The 19,013-nt window shown below is 38.3% G+C and carries 23 protein-coding genes and 1 pseudogene; 6 read left to right on the top strand and 18 right to left on the bottom strand.

Features of this window, described 5'->3' with window-relative positions:
- Window positions 1-66: 66 nt before the first annotated feature.
- Genes pta through RG565_RS05260 form a run of 4 tightly spaced genes read right to left on the bottom strand, consistent with a single transcriptional unit; the run spans window position 67 to window position 3,415 of the window.
- The gene (gene pta / locus RG565_RS05275) at window positions 67-1,044 is read right to left on the bottom strand and encodes a phosphate acetyltransferase (RefSeq protein ID WP_049533763.1); all 978 of its coding nucleotides are present in this window, start codon (window positions 1,042-1,044) and stop codon (window positions 67-69) included.
- Window positions 1,045-1,054: 10 nt separating this feature from the next.
- Entirely contained in the window at window positions 1,055-1,945 is an 891-nt protein-coding gene (locus RG565_RS05270; protein WP_247937155.1) for an RluA family pseudouridine synthase, read from the bottom strand.
- The gene (locus tag RG565_RS05265; protein WP_003042997.1) at window positions 1,942-2,760 is read right to left on the bottom strand and encodes an NAD kinase; all 819 of its coding nucleotides are present in this window, start codon (window positions 2,758-2,760) and stop codon (window positions 1,942-1,944) included. The genes RG565_RS05270 and RG565_RS05265 overlap by 4 nt, the downstream gene beginning before the upstream one ends.
- Window positions 2,744-3,415, bottom strand: a complete 672-nt coding sequence (locus RG565_RS05260; RefSeq protein ID WP_106083416.1) for a GTP pyrophosphokinase family protein — start codon at window positions 3,413-3,415, stop codon at window positions 2,744-2,746. Before RG565_RS05260 ends, RG565_RS05265 begins: the two co-directional genes overlap by 17 nt.
- Before the next feature lie 95 nt (window positions 3,416-3,510).
- On the opposite strand from RG565_RS05260, the gene RG565_RS05255 reads away from it, so the two are divergent.
- The 6 genes from RG565_RS05255 (at window position 3,511) to RG565_RS05230 (ending at window position 8,129) form a co-directional block, all read left to right on the top strand.
- A complete protein-coding gene (locus tag RG565_RS05255; RefSeq protein WP_247937154.1) occupies window positions 3,511-4,071 on the top strand; it encodes a CYTH domain-containing protein in 561 nt (186 codons plus the stop codon).
- A gap of 83 nt (window positions 4,072-4,154) precedes the next feature.
- Window positions 4,155-5,114, top strand: coding sequence for a ribose-phosphate diphosphokinase (locus tag RG565_RS05250; RefSeq protein WP_049533856.1), 960 nt, complete (start codon window positions 4,155-4,157; stop codon window positions 5,112-5,114).
- A 9-nt stretch (window positions 5,115-5,123) separates the two neighbouring features.
- Window positions 5,124-6,239 carry a cysteine desulfurase family protein gene (locus RG565_RS05245; protein WP_247937153.1) on the top strand — a complete coding sequence of 372 codons (1,116 nt, stop codon included), beginning with the start codon at window positions 5,124-5,126 and terminating at the stop codon, window positions 6,237-6,239.
- A gap of 5 nt (window positions 6,240-6,244) precedes the next feature.
- The gene (locus RG565_RS05240) at window positions 6,245-6,592 is read left to right on the top strand and encodes a DUF1831 domain-containing protein (RefSeq protein ID WP_003029329.1); all 348 of its coding nucleotides are present in this window, start codon (window positions 6,245-6,247) and stop codon (window positions 6,590-6,592) included.
- 172 nt (window positions 6,593-6,764) lie between these two features.
- Complete coding sequence (locus RG565_RS05235; RefSeq protein WP_003029327.1) at window positions 6,765-7,409, top strand: redox-sensing transcriptional repressor Rex; 645 nt, start codon at window positions 6,765-6,767, stop codon at window positions 7,407-7,409.
- Between the two features lie 27 nt (window positions 7,410-7,436).
- Window positions 7,437-8,129, top strand: coding sequence for a gamma-glutamyl-gamma-aminobutyrate hydrolase family protein (locus tag RG565_RS05230; RefSeq protein ID WP_003042762.1), 693 nt, complete (start codon window positions 7,437-7,439; stop codon window positions 8,127-8,129).
- Here RG565_RS05230 and radC read toward each other — a convergent pair.
- The 14 genes and pseudogenes from radC to RG565_RS05160 all read right to left on the bottom strand — a co-directional run.
- Window positions 8,126-8,806 carry a DNA repair protein RadC gene (gene radC / locus RG565_RS05225; protein WP_003024167.1) on the bottom strand — a complete coding sequence of 227 codons (681 nt, stop codon included), beginning with the start codon at window positions 8,804-8,806 and terminating at the stop codon, window positions 8,126-8,128. The two genes, RG565_RS05230 and radC, sit on opposite strands and share 4 nt — an antisense overlap.
- Before the next feature lie 86 nt (window positions 8,807-8,892).
- Window positions 8,893-9,546: a phosphate signaling complex protein PhoU gene (phoU, locus tag RG565_RS05220; RefSeq protein ID WP_247937152.1), complete on the bottom strand. Its 654-nt coding sequence runs from the start codon at window positions 9,544-9,546 to the stop codon at window positions 8,893-8,895.
- Between the two features lie 163 nt (window positions 9,547-9,709).
- Window positions 9,710-10,468, bottom strand: a complete 759-nt coding sequence (pstB, locus tag RG565_RS05215; RefSeq protein WP_003029320.1) for a phosphate ABC transporter ATP-binding protein PstB — start codon at window positions 10,466-10,468, stop codon at window positions 9,710-9,712.
- Window positions 10,469-10,510: 42 nt separating this feature from the next.
- Window positions 10,511-11,314, bottom strand: a complete 804-nt coding sequence (gene pstB, locus RG565_RS05210; protein ID WP_268732221.1) for a phosphate ABC transporter ATP-binding protein PstB — start codon at window positions 11,312-11,314, stop codon at window positions 10,511-10,513.
- Window positions 11,315-11,325: 11 nt separating this feature from the next.
- Window positions 11,326-12,210, bottom strand: coding sequence for a phosphate ABC transporter permease PstA (pstA, locus tag RG565_RS05205; RefSeq protein ID WP_059220808.1), 885 nt, complete (start codon window positions 12,208-12,210; stop codon window positions 11,326-11,328).
- Window positions 12,200-13,111 (bottom strand): phosphate ABC transporter permease subunit PstC, encoded by a 912-nt coding sequence (gene pstC / locus RG565_RS05200; protein ID WP_003024154.1) that lies wholly within the window; start codon window positions 13,109-13,111, stop codon window positions 12,200-12,202. Before pstC ends, pstA begins: the two co-directional genes overlap by 11 nt.
- A 21-nt stretch (window positions 13,112-13,132) precedes the next feature.
- Window positions 13,133-13,999, bottom strand: a complete 867-nt coding sequence (locus RG565_RS05195) for a phosphate ABC transporter substrate-binding protein PstS family protein (RefSeq protein ID WP_308937455.1) — start codon at window positions 13,997-13,999, stop codon at window positions 13,133-13,135.
- 105 nt (window positions 14,000-14,104) lie between these two features.
- The gene (locus tag RG565_RS05190; protein WP_247937150.1) at window positions 14,105-15,409 is read right to left on the bottom strand and encodes an RsmF rRNA methyltransferase first C-terminal domain-containing protein; all 1,305 of its coding nucleotides are present in this window, start codon (window positions 15,407-15,409) and stop codon (window positions 14,105-14,107) included.
- Window positions 15,387-16,184 (bottom strand): inositol monophosphatase family protein, encoded by a 798-nt coding sequence (locus RG565_RS05185; protein ID WP_247937149.1) that lies wholly within the window; start codon window positions 16,182-16,184, stop codon window positions 15,387-15,389. The genes RG565_RS05190 and RG565_RS05185 overlap by 23 nt, the downstream gene beginning before the upstream one ends.
- The gene (locus RG565_RS05180; protein ID WP_003029307.1) at window positions 16,168-16,452 is read right to left on the bottom strand and encodes a UPF0223 family protein; all 285 of its coding nucleotides are present in this window, start codon (window positions 16,450-16,452) and stop codon (window positions 16,168-16,170) included. The genes RG565_RS05185 and RG565_RS05180 overlap by 17 nt, the downstream gene beginning before the upstream one ends.
- A 1-nt stretch (window position 16,453) precedes the next feature.
- Window positions 16,454-16,855, bottom strand: a complete 402-nt coding sequence (locus tag RG565_RS05175; RefSeq protein ID WP_003042028.1) for a Spx/MgsR family RNA polymerase-binding regulatory protein — start codon at window positions 16,853-16,855, stop codon at window positions 16,454-16,456.
- 121 nt (window positions 16,856-16,976) lie between these two features.
- Window positions 16,977-17,909 (bottom strand): bifunctional riboflavin kinase/FAD synthetase, encoded by a 933-nt coding sequence (locus RG565_RS05170; protein WP_247937148.1) that lies wholly within the window; start codon window positions 17,907-17,909, stop codon window positions 16,977-16,979.
- Window positions 17,910-17,934: 25 nt separating this feature from the next.
- Complete coding sequence (gene truB, locus RG565_RS05165; RefSeq protein ID WP_247937147.1) at window positions 17,935-18,813, bottom strand: tRNA pseudouridine(55) synthase TruB; 879 nt, start codon at window positions 18,811-18,813, stop codon at window positions 17,935-17,937.
- A 43-nt stretch (window positions 18,814-18,856) separates the two neighbouring features.
- Window positions 18,857-19,004: pseudogene (locus tag RG565_RS05160) on the bottom strand (GNAT family N-acetyltransferase); the annotation flags it as partial.
- Window positions 19,005-19,013: the final 9 nt, after the last annotated feature.

Raw genomic sequence — 19,013 nt, 5'->3', positions numbered from 1 at the left:
AGCTTTAGTATAACACAAAATAAAAAGAGAACCCAGAACTTGAATTCTGGATTCTGTCTTGGCTTTCTAATAATGACCAACTGCTTGGCTGGCAGTAATCAATGTTAATTTATAAACATCATCAGCATTGCATCCACGGGAAAGGTCGTTTACTGGGTGGTTCAATCCTTGCAAAATAGGACCGACTGCTGAAAAGCCACCGAGGCGCTCTGCCATTTTATAACTGATATTTCCAGCTTCAATACCAGGAAATACAAAGACAGTCGCTTGACCAGCTACATTGCTTCCAGGAGCTTTTAACTCTGCCGTTTTAGGCACAAAAGCTGCATCAAATTGTAATTCTCCGTCAATAGCCAAATCTGGTCGCATTTCTTGCGCAAGTTTCGTTGCTTCGACGACTTTATCAACCTTTTCACCAAATCCAGAACCTTTAGTTGAATAGCTCAGCATCGCCACTTTAGGGTCAATGTCAAAGATTTGCGCGGTCAAGGCAGAGTTAATAGCAATTTCTGCTAATGTTTTAGCATCTGGGTCAATATTGATTGCACAATCACTGAAAACATAGCGTTCATCACCGCGAACCATGAGAAAGGCACCAGATGTGCGAGAAACCCAAGGAAGTGTTTTGATAATTTGAAGAGCTGGACGAACCGTGCTTGCTGTAGAATGAATCGCACCAGAAACCATACCTTGTACTTTACCAAGATAAACAAGCATGACACCAAAATAATTGACGTCCTCTTTCAATAATTTACGCGCTTCGTCTTCTGTGATTTTTCCTTTACGGCGTTCTACAAAAGCTGCAACCATTTCTTCAAAGCATGAACAATTTTGAGGATCAATGACTTCATAACCTTCTGTCACACCTTCAATTTCAAGATAAATACGAATTTTTTCAGGATTCCCCAATAAAACAGGTGTGATACTTGTTTCCCTTACCAAACGTTTAGTAGCTTGAAGAATACGTGGTTCTTCACCTTCTGGTAAGACAATCTTCACTTCTTTGCCTTGCAATGTTTCACGAATTGTTTCAAAAATTTTCATGTTTTACTCCTTACTTATTGCTTAATTTTTGAATGACTGTTTGAAAATCTTTCGGAAGAGGACTTGATTTATTCACAACTTCCTCATGGAATGGATTGTAAAAACGCAATGAATGACAATGAAGTGCTTGCCGCGTTATTCCGTCAGTCATGCTCCCACCATATAAATCATCTCCCAAGAGCGGAAAACCAATATAAGAAAAATGAACCCTAATCTGGTGTGTCCGTCCTGTATGAAGGTGAATATCCACGAGATAAATGTCATCATACTGCGCTAAAACTTTATAACTCGTATGAGCATATTTTCCATTTCTTGCCACACACCGAGTAATGATACTACTATCTTCACGCGCTATGGGAGCAATAATATCTCCTTCTGGCTTTAGCGGTGCCGAACCCTTGACCAAAGCATAATAATGCTTCTCAATGACTTTCTTTTGCAACTGCTTGTCCAATCTTGCATGAGCATAACCGTGCTTTGCAAACAACATCAGACCACTCGTATCACGGTCTAAACGAGTCACAATATGAATCTGCTGATTTTCATAATGATTCGCAATGTAATAAGCCTTCACAAAATTAGCCATTGTATTGGAATGATTCACGCTAGGAATACTGGCTACGCCTGCCGGCTTGTTCAAAATCAGAAAATGTTCATCTTCGTAGACAATTTCTAAATCTTTCTCTACAGCTTGCAAACTTCCAAAACCTTCTTCTGCAGGAATATCGACGGCAACTTTGTCGCCAATATCTAACAAATAAATGGCATTTTGCTTTTTACCGTTTACCTGAATATCCCCACCAGAAAACTTTATTTTTGCAAGCAAACTTTTGGAAATTTCATGTTTTTTTAGAAATGTTTTGACTTTCACATGCTCATCTGCGATAAATTCAAACCTCATTCCTCCACCTCGCCAATAAAGGCATCTTTGACACGATTCCAGAAGCTCGTATGACTCGGTGTAGCAAGAAAGTTAATCTTATGTTGATCAATTTGAAATTCAATTTTAGAAATATTATTTATCATAAAATTTTGATTGTCAATCGAAATCGCATGTCGATCATTCCAAGTCGGCACAATTTCAATTTTATCTTTCTTAGGGACGATAATTGAGGAGCCCAAAGTCCGAAACACACGATTGTTCAAGCTTGCAACTTCTGCAATCTGAAGAGCTTCGATGGTTGGGTGCAGAACAGCTCCACCCAACGATTTATTGTAAGCTGTGCTTCCTGTCGGAGTTGATACTGAAATGCCGTCACCACGAAAGCGCTCAAAATGCACCTGATTGATAATGATATCAGCGACCATTGTTCGTCCAGAACGCTTGACTGTCGCCTCGTTCAATGCACGTTTTATACAAACTTCATTATTCCCATGGAAAATTTTCACATTCAAAATCGGATAAGACACCTTTGCGCCTGTGTCTAATTTTAAATTATCGATTAGTTTGTCCAACTCAAAATCTCGATAATCTGTATAAAAGCCCAAATGTCCTGTGTGAACGCCAACAAAGCGAACTTTGTCTAGCTGATCTTCATATTTGTGAAATGCTGACAAAAGCATCCCATCGCCACCAATGGAAATGACAATATCAGGATTATTATCATTCAAAATAAAGTGATTTTGTTTTAGTTTCTGTTTCAATTGGCGACAAATTTCTTGACTTTGCCGTCTGCGATTACTGATAATCCCTATTCTTTTACCTGTATTCTTCATCTGTATCGTCACTATTTCCTACGCCATCATTTAATTTACGACTAATTGGGTCAAATAAAGCTTGTGCCTCTTGAATATCATCGCGAATTTTTCCCATTTCTTCGTCTAATTGATAGGCGATTTTTGCTGTAATCTCCAAACGTTTCTTAATTTCATCTGGAAACTCACCTTTGTATTTATAATTCAGCGAATGTTCAATTGTTGCCCAAAAATTCATGGACAGAGTACGAATTTGAATTTCTGCTAAAATCGTTTTGCTCCCATTGATGGTATCAACGGGGTATTCAATAATAACATGGTAACTGCGATAACCACTAGCTTTACGATTTTTAATATAGTCTCTCTCTTGAATAATCCGCATATCATGACGTTTTCGCAAAACATCCAAAACTTCTTCTACATCATCCACAAATTGGACCATTACGCGCAAACCAGCTATATCTTGCATATCTTGCGCCAGATTTTCTTCTTTAATCCCACGCAAAGCCATTTTTTCTTTGATGCTTTCTATTGGTTTTACACGCCCCGTTACAAATTCAATCGGAGAATGCTGTTTTTGTTTTCGGTATTGTTTGCGAATCCCGCGCAGTTTGATTTTCAACTCACCAACCGCTTGAATATAAGGATCCAGGAACTCTTCCCATTCTACTTCCATACTATCACCTTGTCATTTTACTTATTTTTTTATAAAATAAACACAATACTTATTATAACATAAATCGCTTTCAAACAAAAGAAAAGGATTGGGAAATGAATCACCTGGAAATTGAATACAAAACACTTCTGACAAAAAATGAGTACCAACAGCTGTTACCGCTGTTTTCAGATATAACAGCTACCAAACAGACAAACTACTATATTGACACAGCAGACTTTTCGATCCGAGATGCAAAAATGGCACTACGCGTCCGTGCTTTTGAAAATCGTGCCGAATTAACTTTAAAAATTCCGCAGCAGGTCGGTAATATGGAATACAATCAATCTCTCACTTTAGAAGAGTGTCACACACTCATCAATACATGTGTGCTACCTGAAGGAGAAATACGCATACTGCTGACTCACGCTGCTATCAATCTCGATGAACTAAAGGTGCTGGGGAGCTTAACAACTATTCGCTATGAAAAAGAAACCACTATTGGCTTAATGGCACTTGATGAGAATCATTATTTTGACAAAACAGACTACGAATTAGAGCTAGAAGCGACAGATGCTGAAATGGGTAAAGAACAATTTGACTACTTTTTACAAGCTCATCATATCCATTATAAATATGCAAAACCTAAAGTTGCAAGATTTGCTCAAAACTTATGAATAAAAAGCTGAAATTTTACTTATTTTTTGATAAAATGGAGTGTAGAAATCAAAAGGAGTCTTAATAAGTTATCATGGATATACTGACGGATAAAGCACAGATGAAGTTGTTTGCACTAAATTCCAATCACGATATTGCCGAAAAAATCGCTAAAGCTGCTGGTGTGCCTCTTGGCAAACTTTCATCACGTCAATTTTCGGACGGAGAAATTCAAGTAAACATCGAGGAAAGTGTGCGTGGCTTTGATGTATTTATCATTCAATCAACAAGTTTTCCTGTCAATAATCATTTGATGGAACTTCTCATCATGGTGGATGCTTGCAATCGCGCCAGCGCTAATTCTGTCAATGTTGTGATGCCATATTTTGGCTATGCTCGTCAAGACCGTACAGCCGCTCCTCGCGAACCAATTACAGCCAAGCTCGTAGCGAACATGCTAGTAAAGGCAGGAGTTGATCGTGTTCTAACCCTAGATTTGCATGCTGTCCAAGTTCAAGGCTTCTTTGATATCCCTGTTGATAACCTTTACACCGTTCCTCTTTTTGCCAAACATTACTGCGAAAAAGGCTTGTCTGGCGAGGACGTAGTTGTGGTCAGTCCCAAAAACTCTGGTGTTAAACGTGCTAGAAGCTTAGCAGAACATTTAGATGCTCCAATTGCGATTATTGACTATGCACAAGACGATTCTCATCGTAACGAAGGCTACATTATCGGAGATGTTGCTGGCAAAAAAGCTATTCTCATTGATGATATTTTAAATACCGGACGTACCTTTGCGGAAGCTTCAAAAATCGTTGAACGTGAAGGTGCAACAGAGATTTATGCAGTTTCTAGTCATGGTTTATTTGTTGAGGGAGCTGCTGAAAAGTTAGACAATGCCCCAATCAAAGAAATTCTAGTAACCGACTCAGTTGCAACCAAAGAAAAAACTCCGAAAAATGTTCAATACATTACTGCAAGTGAGCTAATCGGAGATGCAATTGTTCGTATTCATAAAAGAAAACCAGTTAGTCCTCTCTTTGCTTACAATAAAAAGAAATAAGGAGAAATCTTGATTTATTTCGATAATGCAGCAACAACTCCCATGTCAAAAGCTGCTATTACTGCTATGACACAGGTTATGGAAAATACCTTCGGCAATCCATCTAGCATTCATAGTCACGGAAGAGTTGCTAGCAAAATTCTTCGCGAAGCCCGACAAGAGCTTGCTGAACTGCTTCATACTAATAGTCAACATATCATCTTTACATCTGGTGGGACAGAAAGTAACAATACAGCCATAAAAGGGTATGCCTTAGCCCATCAAGATCAAGGAAAACACATTATTACTACTGCTATTGAGCATCATTCGGTTCTTGAAACGATTGAATATCTGGTGGATAAATTTGGCTTTGAAGCTACTTATATCCAACCTAAAAATGGAGAGATTACGGCTCAACAGATAAAAGAAGCCCTTCGAGAAGATACAATACTTGTCTCAACCATGTATGCCAATAATGAAACAGGCTATATGCTTCCAGTCAAAGAAATTGCTGACGTTGTGAAACATCATCCCGCTACTTATCATGTGGATGCTGTGCAAGTTATAGGCAAATTACCTGTCTATCCTGACGAGCTAGGAATTGACTTTATGAGTGCATCAGCTCATAAATTTCATGGTCCAAAAGGCATCGGCTTCTTGTACTTCAATCATGTAAAATTTGACAAATTTTTACATGGTGGAGATCAAGAGGATAAAAGGCGTGCAGGAACTGAGAATTTAGCGGCTATTGCCGGTATGGTTGCGGCTCTAAAAGAGAGCCTCAATTGCTACCAAGAAAACATGGAACATGTTGAAAGTTTGAAACAGCAACTTCTTTCTGAACTTGACGGAATCCATTACTATATAAATAATGATTCACATCTACTTCCCTATGTTGTAAATCTTGGCTTTCTAAATCAGGCTAACGATTTATTGCTCATGCGTTTAGACTTGGCTGGAATCTCTATCTCAACTGGCTCTGCTTGTACGGCCGGAACGGTTGAGCCAAGTCATGTACTTAAAGCTTTTTATGGTAGCGATTCAGAACGCTTAAGGGAATCTATTCGCATTAGTTTCTCGGAGCAAAATACTTCAGAAGAAGTTCGACAATTTACTACAACATTAAAAGAAATTTTAGGAGGATAAAATAGATGGCTTTTCAGACCACTATTCACTTAAAAGACTGCCCCTACAGTTACTCTCTTGGAGAAAATGTAAAAAAATTTACTTTGCGTGATAACACATTTGCCGAAACAAAAGTCGGAAATTACGAATTAACACGCTTATTAGAAAATGTTCCCAATAGTGGAGACGGCTTTTTGTTGAAAATCATTATCAATAAAGACCTTTCAGGTGTGAAAATCAATATCACAGACAAATCTGGCCTTCGATTAGTGAATATTTTTAAATCAGAAGACAATCACATCATTCAAGAAAAGTTTTATTTCTTAATGGATAGCTTGGTAGAACGTGGTATTTTCACTAAACAAGAACAATAAACAAATAGCTTAAAAACTCATTTTTAAATCATCAGTAAAACAATAAAGAGTAGGAAACAAGCCAAAAATCTTTGATTTTCTTGATTTTGTCCTACTCCTTTTCTATTTTTATCAAATAAGTTGATTTTTTCACAAACTTTCTATAAAATAGTCTTTGAAAGGATGTGATTTTGTGAAATCTGAAAATAATACAACCATTCCACGCGCAACTGCTAAAAGGCTCTCTCTGTATTATCGGATTTTCAAACGATTTAATTCCGAAAAAATTGACAAAGCCAATTCAAAACAAATCGCAGATGCGATCGGGATTGATTCTGCAACTGTCCGTCGAGATTTTTCTTATTTTGGCGAATTAGGTCGTCGTGGATATGGTTATGATGTAAAAAAACTCATGAATTTTTTTGCTGACTTACTTCATGACAATTCCATTACCAATGTGATGTTAGTTGGTATCGGTAACATGGGACATGCTTTGCTCCACTACCGTTTCCACGAACGGAACAAAATGAAGATTGTTATGGCATTTGATACAGATGATCATCCTGAAGTTGGGACTACTACAAATGACGGGATTCCTATTTATGGCATTTCACAAATCAATAACAAATTAAAAGGTGTGGATGTTAAAACAGCTATTTTAACAGTTCCTAGTGCAAAAGCTCAAGAGGTTGCAACCGTGCTTGTGGAAGCTGGTGTAAAAGGTATTCTCAGTTTTTCTCCTGTTCACTTAACCGTTCCAAAAGATGTTGTCGTTCAATATGTTGATTTGACAAGTGAGCTACAAACACTCCTTTATTTTATGAAAAAAGAGCATTAAGCAATTAGAAAGAGCAGACATTTATTTATGAAGAAACCTATTATCGGCATTACTGGAAATGAAAGACCAAACCCTGAAGACGAATTTGCCATCATGAGTTATGCTGCTAAAGGATTTGTGGAAGGCGTAAAAGAAGTTGGTGGAACTCCTATCATATTGCCGATTGGAGATGCAGATATGGCACAGCGCTACATCCAGATGATTGATAAACTTATCCTAACGGGTGGGCAAAATGTATCACCACAATTCTATGGCGAAGAAAAAACAATTGACAGCGATGATTACCATTTGGAGCGTGATTTGTTTGAATTAGCCTTAATCCATGAAGCTATCCAGCAACAAAAACCAATTTTTACCGTTTGCCGCGGTACGCAATTGTTTAATGTTGCAATGGGTGGAACTCTTTATCAAGATATTGAGCACCATTGGCAAGACAGTTCTGCTGAATATACTACTCAAAAACTAGTCACTAAATCCGGTTCTGTTTTGGAAAAAATTTACGGCGAAGTATCTCATATCAACTCTTTCCATCATCAGAGTATCAAAGATTTAGCAGAAAATGTCGAAGTCATTGCCCGTGATCCGAAAGACAACACCATTGAAGCGATTACAACAACTGATGAAATCGCTTATCTGGGAGTCCAGTGGCATCCAGAATTCTTATTTGAAACACGTCCTAAAGATCGAATGTTATTTGACTATGTTGTCAATAGACTTTAAATCAAGTCTGTTTCTTCGCGATAACTATAATAATCTTTCTCTGCGACGATGAGATGATCCAGTAAGATGAAGCCCATTAATTCACACGCTTCTTTTACATGTTTGGTCACTTCATCGTCATTTTTGCTTGGCAGTACAGCTCCTGACGGATGATTGTGCACCAAAATAATGGATGTCGCCATGTGTTTTACAGCATAATGCAGGATTTCTCGTGGCTCTGCAATACTGCGTGACACACTACCGATAAAAATCGTCTGCTGATGAATGATTTTGTTTTGAGTATTCAGATATAAAGCTACAAGGTGTTCCTGCTTCTTATGCCCCAATTCTTGTTGCATTTTTTTCGCCAGCTTTTGACTACCTAAAATTTGCTCTTGCGTAATCAATTCTGCCTTACTGACTCGCTGGCCTAATTCAATCATAGCTTGTAATTCAATAGCCTTGATACGACCAATTCCAGAGATTGATTGCAATTCTTGTAGCGTCATATTGCGCAAATCATTCAAACTAGAAATAGTTGATAAAATTCGTTGAGAAACTTGAAAAACAGTTTCTTTTTTATTTCCTGTGCGGATAAGAATGGATAACAATTCTTGATTGCTCAATTGTTCTGCACCTTCTGCAACTAAACGTTCCCTTGGCAACAAAGAATCTTCCTGAAATGAAATACTATACATAAAAAACCTCCTCATATCCTTATTCGGAAAAAGAAGAGGAAAATAAAAAATCTGAGAAATGATTCTCAAATTTTTTAAGTTAGTATTTACATTTCAACAATTTTACCTGTTTCAAAGTAAACAACCCATTCACAGATATTTTTGGCGTAATCACCAATACGTTCTAAGTACGAAATAACTTGGAAGTAATCACGGCCTGTAACAATTAAATCTGGATTTGCCTTAATTTCTTGTGTAGCTAAATCGCGAATATCATCAAAATACTGATTGATTTTCTCATCCATAGCAGCTACTTCATAGGCCTTATCCACGTCGCCATTAAGGTAAAGATCAAGCGCTGCTTCCACAAAGTTCTTAACATCACGCCCCATTTTGCTGATTTCTTCCTCAACAGACTGGATGCGAACTTCTCCTTTCATGCGGATCGTCGCTTGTGCAATGGAAACGGCATGATCCCCCATCCTTTCCACATCACTACTTGCCTTCAAAACTGTAATAACGGTTCGTAAGTCTTGTGAAACTGGCTGCTGCAAAGCAATGATTTCTAAAGATTTTTTCTCCAACTTTACTTCATATTCATTTACTTCTGCGTCTTCTTCGATAACCTCTTTTGCTAATTCACGATCGTGGGTCACAAATGCACGAACTGTGCGATTAATCTGTGACAAAACTTCATTTCCCATTGCATAAAATTGGTTATGAAGTTTTGCTAAGTCTTCTTCAAATTGTACTCTAAGCATAAATTTTCCTTTCCTAAGATCTAAAGAATTTTATACGAAAATCCATCTTTTTACATAATTCTTGTCTACAAGTATATGTGCATTTTATATATAAATATATAGAGAATTAGTAGTCGCCAAAACATTGGAATAGCCATAATATTGTAGTGACCAATTACAATCTCTAACCAAACTTGCCTGTGATATAATCTTCCGTTTCCTTATGAATCGGACTGAGGAACATCTCTTTCGTGGCATTAAACTCAATCAAATCGCCATTTAGGAAGAAAGCAGTCTTGTCTGAAATACGACTAGCCTGTTGCATTGAGCGGGTCACGAGTAACATTGTATATTGATCTTTCAGTCCATGAAGTGTTTCTTCAATTTTTCCTGCAGAAATGGGATCAAGTGCCGACGTTGGCTCATCTAAAAGAATGATTTTCGGACTCGTTGCTAAAACGCGAGCCACACAAACACGTTGTTGCTGACCGCCTGACAAGCCAATCGCTGAATCATGTAAACGATCTTTTACTTCATCCCAAATGGATGCTCCCTTTAGTGAAGTTTCAACAACTTCATCTAACACTTCTTTGTCCTTGACACCATTGATCCGCAAACCATAAACAACATTTTCATAAATCGTCATTGGAAATGGATTGGGCTGTTGAAAAACCATTCCAATTTCTTTGCGAAGCTCCACCGTATCTGTCCGTGGGCTGTAAATATTGTGCCCGTTATAAATTACAGTGCCTGTCGTTGTCACCTCTGGATTTAAATCTCCCATGCGATTGATTGCCTTTAAAAGGGTTGATTTTCCTGATCCAGAAGGACCAATCAAAGCGGTAATCTCCTGCGGTAGTATATCTAATGATACACTATTGAGAGCTTTCTTTTTATTATAATAAACCGACAAGTCCTTGATTTGTAAAATAGGTTCTGTCATTCTGATAGTCCTTTAATAAATTCTAATTAATCAGCAATTTTCTTAGCCAAAATGACCAGAAACATAGTCATTCGTAGACTGCAACTTAGCATTTTGGAAAACATTGGCTGTTTTATCATATTCAATTAAATCACCAAGATAGAAGAAACCGGTATAGTCACTAGCACGTGCCGCCTGCTGCATGCTGTGGGTCACGATGATAATCGTATAGTTCTTCTTCAACTCTAACATCGTTTCTTCTAACTGCGCGGTTGCAATTGGATCAAGCGCAGAAGCAGGTTCATCCATTAGAAGTATTTCTGGCTTCACGGAAATGGCTCTGGCAATGCAGAGACGTTGCTGCTGACCGCCTGATAACATCAAAGCAGATTTATGAAGGTCATCCTTTACTTGTTCCCACAGAGCCGCTTGTTTTAGAGATGTTTCTACAATTTCATCTAAGATTTTCTTATCCTTAACACCGGCACGTTCATGCGCAAAGGTGATGTTGCGGTAAACAGATTTGGCAAAAGGATTTGGTCTTTGAAAGACCATTCCGATATGCTTCCGCATTTCATAGACATTGATATCTGGGCGGTTAATGTCAATACCTTCATACCAGATCTCACCAGTAACCTTAGCAATGTCAATCGTATCATTCATCCGATTCAAGCTGCGAAGATAGGTTGACTTACCAGAACCTGAAGGCCCGATAAGAGCTGTAATTTTATTTTTCTTGAACTGCATATCAACCCCTTTAATAGATTCGTTTTTACCATAGTAAACGTGCAAATCCTTCGTTGATAAAACAACCTCTTCCTCAGGAAAAGTAACAATATGTTTTTCATTCCAGTTATATTCTGTCATTTCTTCTCCTTTTAGGCAGATGTTAATTTCTTATGCAGGTAACTTCCGAGCTTACGAGCTCCAAGGTTAAAGATTAAAATAAAGATAAGAAGCACTGCTGCTGACCCAGCTGACACTTCTACTGCATCGGGAATCGTTCCTTCACTATTGACTTTCCAAATATGAACAGCCAAAGTTTCAGCTTGACGAAAAACAGAAATTGGACTAGTTACACTGAAAATATTCCAATTTGACCAGTCAAGTGCTGGGGCAGACTGACCTGCTGTATAGATAAGCGCAGCAGCTTCCCCAAAAATACGACCAGAAGCTAGGACAATCCCCGTCACAATACTTGGTAATGCTTCTGGAACGACGACATGGACAATCGTTTCCCAGCGAGAAATGCCAAGAGCAAGTCCAGCTTCACGCTGTGTGTGATGCACATGCTGTAAGCTATCTTCTACACTACGTGTCATCTGTGGCAAATTAAATACAGTTAAAGCCAGAGCACCAGAAATGATTGAAAAACCATATTGGAATTGAATAACAAAAATCAAATATCCAAAGAGACCGACAACAACGGAAGGCAAAGATGATAAAATTTCAATACAAGTTCTGACAAAATCTGTTACCAGGCCTTTCTTCGCATATTCAGATAAGTAAATTCCTGCTCCCATTGATAAAGGAATGGAAATAATCAAGGTAATAACTAACAAAAACAATGAGTTATAAAGCTGAATCCCAATTCCACCACCCGCTTGATACGAAGACGATTGACCAGTCAAGAATTTCCACGAAACATGAGGTAACCCCCTTACTAAGATATACAAAATCAAGGAAGCAAGAATAGCAACAATGATTCCTGCAATGGTATAGAGGACGCCTGTTGCTAATTTATCCATTTTTTTAGCGTGCATAGTTCTTCTTACCTCTTTCCTTTGTAATCAATTTAATCACAGTATTGAAGGCTAAACTCATCAAAAGCAGAACCAGAGCAAGCGACCACAGAACGTTATTATTAACAGTTCCCATAACGGTATTTCCAATTCCCATTGTTAAAATAGAAGTCAAGGTTGCAGCAGGTGTTGTCAGAGAAGTTGGGATAACCGCTGAATTTCCGACAACCATTTGAATCGCCAAAGCTTCACCAAAGGCACGAGCCATTCCAAAGACAATAGCTGTAAAAATACCTGAGCGAGCTGCTTTTAGCGTCACACGCCAAATCGTTTGCCAACGAGTCGCTCCCATTGCCATACTAGCTTCTCGATAATGCCGCGGTACAGCACGCAGGCTATCTGTTGTCATAAAGGTCACCGTTGGTAAAATCATGACAAAGAGAACAAAAATCCCTGACAAGATTCCAAAACCTGTTCCACCAAAGATACTGCGAACAAAGGGAACAACTACCTGTAATCCAATAAATCCATACACAACTGATGGAATTCCGACTAGAAGTTCAATAGCTGGTTGCAGAATTTTTGAGCCTTTAGGGGAAACCTCCGTCATAAAAACAGCTGCTCCAATTGCAAATGGTGTTGCCAATAAAGCTGATAGGAGAGTTACGAGGAAAGAGCCCAGAATCATTGGTAAAGCACCGAATTCCTTACCGGATGGATTCCACCTTGTTCCAAAAAGAAAACTGAAGATATTTACTTTATTAACAAAAAAAGTCGAAAGTCCTTTCTCCGCTACAAATAATAAAATCATTGCGACGACAAAAACAATTAAACTCATGCAAAGAAAAGTAATGGTTTTTCCAAATGTTTCTAAACGAGAGTTTTTTGACTTTGTCAGCATTTTTTTTGCTACTTCGTTCATGTTATTCCTAAATTCTTTCTTTTACTTTGAGCTGATAGTTTCGTCAAGACTACGAGTAACCTTCATATCGTTAATCGGAATGTAGCCCATTTTACCAACAATATTATTTTGGACTTCTGCTGTCATCATGTACTCTAGAAATTTTTTAGCTAATTTGTTAGGTTCTCCCTTAGTATACATGTGCTCATAAGACCAAATAGGCCAGTTGTTCGTCGTCACATTCTTCTTCGTTGGCTTATAACCATTCAAGTTTAATCTTTTTACACTAGTATCAACATAAGAAAAAGCTAAATAAGAAATGGCACCTGGAGTTTGCGAAACAATCGTTTTGACCATTCCGTTAGAATCTTGCTCTTGCGCTTGCTTAGCTTCTTTGCCATTCATAATAACACTATCAAAAACTGCTCGACTACCAGAACCAACGGCACGGTTGATGATGGTAATTTCCAAATCTTGACCACCAACTTGCTTCCAGTTAGTATATTCACCAGTAAAAATTTTACGTAGCTGCTCTGTGGTTAAGTTGTTTACTTTAATACCTTTATTTGCAATAATCGCAGTACCCGCTACAGCAACTTGGTGATCCACCAAAGTTTTCGCCTTGATTCCGTCTTTTTCTTCTGCAAATAAATCGCTATTTCCAATATCTACTGCACCAGATTGGACTTGTGATAATCCTGTTCCCGATCCTCCACCTTGCACATTTACAATTTTTTTCGGATTTTCTTCGGTGTATTTGTCCACGACTGCTTCAACCAACGGTTGTAGAGCTGTTGAGCCAACTGCTGTTATCGCCTCACCGCGGTTAATCCAGGAAGAACAAGCTGAAAGACCGATGCTGCAAATCACGAGAGTGACTGCCCAAAGTATTTTTTTGTGTTTAATCACATGAAACTCCTTTTCAGATGTGAAAGCATTTTCATTCTAAGATTTCCCTACTCTTTTCACATCTAATCTCACTATAACATATCTTTAGATATTTGGAAAGATTCTTTATTGAAATCTCAGGCCTTTTGGAAAATAATTTTTCAGAATATTTCCAGTCACTTTTGCAAACCCTAAACCATTACCTTGGACAACAACTTGATACCAACCATTTGCAGGGTTCTGATTGAGATTGACTGTCTCCCCAGCAACGTACTTTTTAAACTGCTCTTCATCAATTTCAATTATGTGCTTTACTTCACTTGGTTTTAAAGCCAGTCCCAAAGCAAAACTCGGTTCAAATCGTTTTTTCTTAAAAACACCTAGGTGCAAGCCATTTCTGGCAATTTTGAGTTTCGATAGATCTGGAAGACCTAGTGGCAATAGATATAAATGATCTCCAAAAGTCTGTAATTCTCCAGTCAGATCTATAGCTAGATGTTCTCTTTGAAACTTCTGCCACAACATCTTCTGCTCAGATGTCAGATAGCTCTTTTTTACTTTTAATTTTTTTGCTGACTGCTTACTACAAAGGCGAAATTTTGCAACAAATTGACCTTCACCTTTGAAATGGTGAGGATACATACGTGCAGTTTCTGGAAAGTTAATACCTGCAATCATCCCATTGATTTTAGGAATTTCGACTAATTCAAGCGGATAATTTTCTAACAACCAGTCAACGATTTCCTCGTTTTCTTCTGGTGCCCAAGTGCAAGTAGAGTAAATCAGTTCACCACCAGTTGTCAACATTTTCAAAGCATCCGCTAGTATCTCACGTTGAAGCTGTGCACATTGAGCAGGATAAGTCTCGCTCCAATACTCCGTTGCTTCTGGCTGCTTTCTAAACATTCCTTCACCAGAACATGGTGCATCTAAGACAATCATATCAAAATAGCCCTGAAAGATCTGGCTTAATCTGTCAGCCGATTCATTCGTCACCACAATATTTCTCGCTCCAAAACGCTCAATATTTTCTACTAACACTTTAGAACGTTTTGGATTGATTTCATTGGAAACAAGAATACCTGTATTATTCAAGTATGACAATAGGTGAGTGGATTTTCCACCCGGCGCTGCTGCCAAATCAAGTACTTTCATATTCTGTTGTGGCGCTGCAGCTTGGGCAACCATTTGTGCAGCAGGTTCTTGTGAATAGACTAATCCTGTGACATGCTCTATTGATTTTCCAGAAACTTTGCCATAATAACCCCAGTTCGTATCAGGAATAGGATTTGAAAAAGTTTTTTGCTGCTCTTTTAATGGATTGACCCGGAAAGCGGAAACTGGCTCCTCATCGAAAGTTAGAAAAAAAGAGGGAGCTTCCTCTCCCAAAAGATTGTTATATTTTTCTTTAAATCCTTTTGGAAAATGCATCTAATCCCTCTCGCTTTCGATATATGTATGTTTTAATTTCATCTAATTTCATAGTTGGAATCATCATAATCCCCTGATGACTTTCAAAATCAGGCTCTTCACCCTCAAATGTTAGCGTCGTGTATCCTAGCTTGTCTCCCATAATGGAAGCAGCAGCATAATCCCAAGGCCAAATATAGGAAATATAAGTCAATAGTTGACCCGACAAAACCTTACTAAAGCTGATTGCAGCACTTCCATACACTCGAACTCCTAAAGTTTCTTTCGCCAAATCAGCAATTCCCCAATCATTGCGCTCAAAAATCCCAGCATTTGAAGCTATTAAAAATTGATTTAAAGGGCGATCTTGGTAAGGAGGCAATTTCTGCTCATTGCAATAGACATCAAATTGCCCACCACCGTGGTACAACTTATCTCCTATCACATCATAAATGACACCAAATTGACCAATGCCATTTTCAAAATAAGCCAGAACAACAGCAAAATCTGCTTTTTGTGCCACAAAATTATTCGTGCCGTCAATAGGATCAATGACCCAAACATTGCCATCTGAAATAGAATGTCGTAAACCATTCTCCTCAGCTAAAATGTGATCCGCAGGATAAGCTTCTAAAATCCAGGTTACTAAATTATCTTGAACTTCTTTGTCCATTTGAGTTACTAAATCAGTCGGACTGGACTTGGTCTCAATTTGCAACTGATCATTCAAATGCTCTTTGATATAAGAAGCCGCATTCAGTACAATTTGTTTGGCAAAATTAAATTTCTTTTCCAAGAGAAAACATTCCTTTCTCCTTTTGTTTTGCAGCTTGAACAGCTCGATATAAGGAATAGCCACTTGCTATTTCAAATTCACGTCCAATCCGCTTTTCTTCAGCTTTGCTTGGAACAATTTTTTTGAAGAGTTTGTAAGATGACAGTATTTCTTCTGCTGTTATTTTTTCTTCATAAGCCTGCTCAACATCATTCAAAAAAGAAAGCACTGAAGCAAGCTCTTCAGTGCTCCACGATATGTCTAGTGGGTAACGATAGTTTTTATTCATATTATTCAATCTCAGCTCTTAGAGTTGCATCGCGCAATTCCTGTTTTCGATATCCGCGAGGCAAAAACGCACGGATTTCATCTTCGTTAAATCCAATTTGCATTCGCTTGTCTTCCAGAATAATCGGGCGACGCAAAAGGCTTGGATTTTCCTCAATTAAACGAAGCAATTCAGAAATTGATAAATTTTCAACATCCAAATTTAATTTTTGAAAAATTTTTGAACGAGTTGAAATAATGTCGTCTGTTCCATTCTCCGTCAGAGAAAGAATATGTTGTAATTCGGGTGCAGATAAAGGGCTCGTCATGATATTGTGCTCCTCAAAAGGAACTTCATGATTGGATAGCCATGCACGCGCCTTGCGACAACTTGTACAACTCGGTGATAAAAATAGTGTAACCATGCATTTCTCTTCTTATTATTTGTAACTGTTATCATTATACTAAATTTTATGTAAGATTACTAGGTATTTTTACAAATTTTCTCCTATTTTTTTAGGAAAAATAAGAAGCTTACTACATGATTTAGTGGTTTGCGTTTTTAGGTGTCCAATATCTTGCGATTTCCTCATCAGCCTGCAGTTGTTTGACTAGTTTGTCCACATTATCGAATTTTACCATATCTCGGATTTTATCCAACCAAAAAATGCGAATAGTATCACCGTAAATATCTTGTGAAAACTCAAAAATATTGGCTTCAAAACGAAGTTCATCTCCTTCAAAAGTGACATTTTTGCCGACGCTAGCCATTCCGCGATACATCTGTCCGTCATGCTCTACATCGACCACATAGACACCATCTGCTGGTAAAATAACCCGATCCAGCGGAGCAAGATTTGCCGTTGGATAGCCAATCGTTCGTCCTCTTGCATTGCCATGAACGACAATTCCTCTAGTAGATAACGAGTAGCCTAGCAATTGATTGCTTTCGGCTACATTTCCTGCTAGTACCGTTTCTCGAATACGAGTTGAACTAACTTTTTCTCCATTGAAATTTACAGAAGGAACTATGATAACTTGTCCGTCAAATAGTTTCTCCAAATCCTCTGCATTGCCTCGATCTGAACCAAAATGGTAATCAAATCCCGCAATGACAACTTTTGCTTTCAAACGCGAGATGTATTTTTCAAAAAATTGTTCCGCAGTATTACGAGCAAACTGACTGGTAAAATCAATCAAATAAAGGTAGTCTACACCAAGATTTTCCATTTGCTGCAAGCGATCTTCTGGACTAGTCAAATGAAGCATCAATGAAGGCTGGTAGCGTACAAAAGCTAATTTGGGAGATTCTGGAAATGTCAGCACTGCAATCTTCAGATGCTTCTCTGCTGCCATTTTTCTCGCTTCAGCAAACAAGGCTTGATGTCCTTTATGCAGTCCGTCAAAATACCCTAGCACTAATACTGTGTGTTCAATTTGCTGAATGTCTTTTTCATTTTTTATTCTAATCGTTTTCATCACTTAACTATTTTATCACAAAATTTTAAAGAAATACTTTTCTAGGTTTATATTCTTTGTCGCGCTTTTCTAAAATGGCTTGTAATTTCCCTTGATAAAAACCAGCCACCTGTCCTGCCTTGGTATCTATATGAATAAAGCGTCCAAATCGCACTTCTTCAACCTGCTCTTCCGTAAGGTTTACCTTAGGTAAATCTCCTATGCCGAATTCAATGGGTTGCAAAAATGAAAAATCTCCTTTGTTCATTTTCTCGTCAATTTCTGCTAAAGTCAAAGCTTCTTCCAAATCCATACCAGCCGCAGCAGTGCGAGTCAGTTTAGACATGTGGGAATCATAACCCAACTTCGCTCCTAAATCAACTGCCAATGTTCGCACATAGGTCCCCTTGCTGCATTTAACTCGAAACGGAAAACGTGCCAAGTCACTTTCATAGACAATAGCTCCTGTCCGCTCAAAGTTGTAAATTATTACCTGACGCTTTGGTCGCTCTACTACCTCCCCAGTTCGAGCATACTCATAGAGTTTTCGTCCATTGACCTTGACAGCCGAGTACATAGGTGGCACTTGGGTCTGTTCTCCAACCATACTGGCAATGACTTGATCCACTAATTTTTCATCTAGCGCTTCTGTCACAGGGCTGAAAGCCACCTGTTCTCCACTGGCATCCTCTGTCGTTGTCGAAAAACCTAAAGTAACTTCTCCCTCATAGATTTTGCCTTCATCCTGCATAAATTCTACCAATCGCGTGGCCTTCCCGACTGCAATGGGCAAGACACCCACCACATCTGGGTCTAAAGTCCCACCATGACCGATTTTTTTCATTCCTAAAATTTTACGCAGTTTAAAAACCGCATCATGCGAGGTCATTCCCGCTTCTTTTTTTAAATTGATAATTCCGTTCATTGATTCCTTATTCTACTAAAAATTCTATTAGTAGTTGATTAAATTCTTTATTTCTTTCAGCCCCACAAGAGCCGTAATGAAGCCGTATTCAAACATCTAGTCAGACTAGAAGCAGTCGTCGGATAGCCTAAATCTTCATAGAGGGGTAGCAAGGCTTCTATGGCTTTCAAGGTTGCTTGTCGTATCTGCATCGTTTCCTC

Origin of the sequence: Streptococcus sp. IsoGale021, from assembly GCF_031142795.1 — a bacterium.
Taxonomy (GTDB): Bacteria; Bacillota; Bacilli; order Lactobacillales; family Streptococcaceae; genus Streptococcus; species Streptococcus hominis.
Note: the sequence above shows the minus strand (reverse complement) of the source record. Positions and strands in the feature narration are given on the sequence as shown.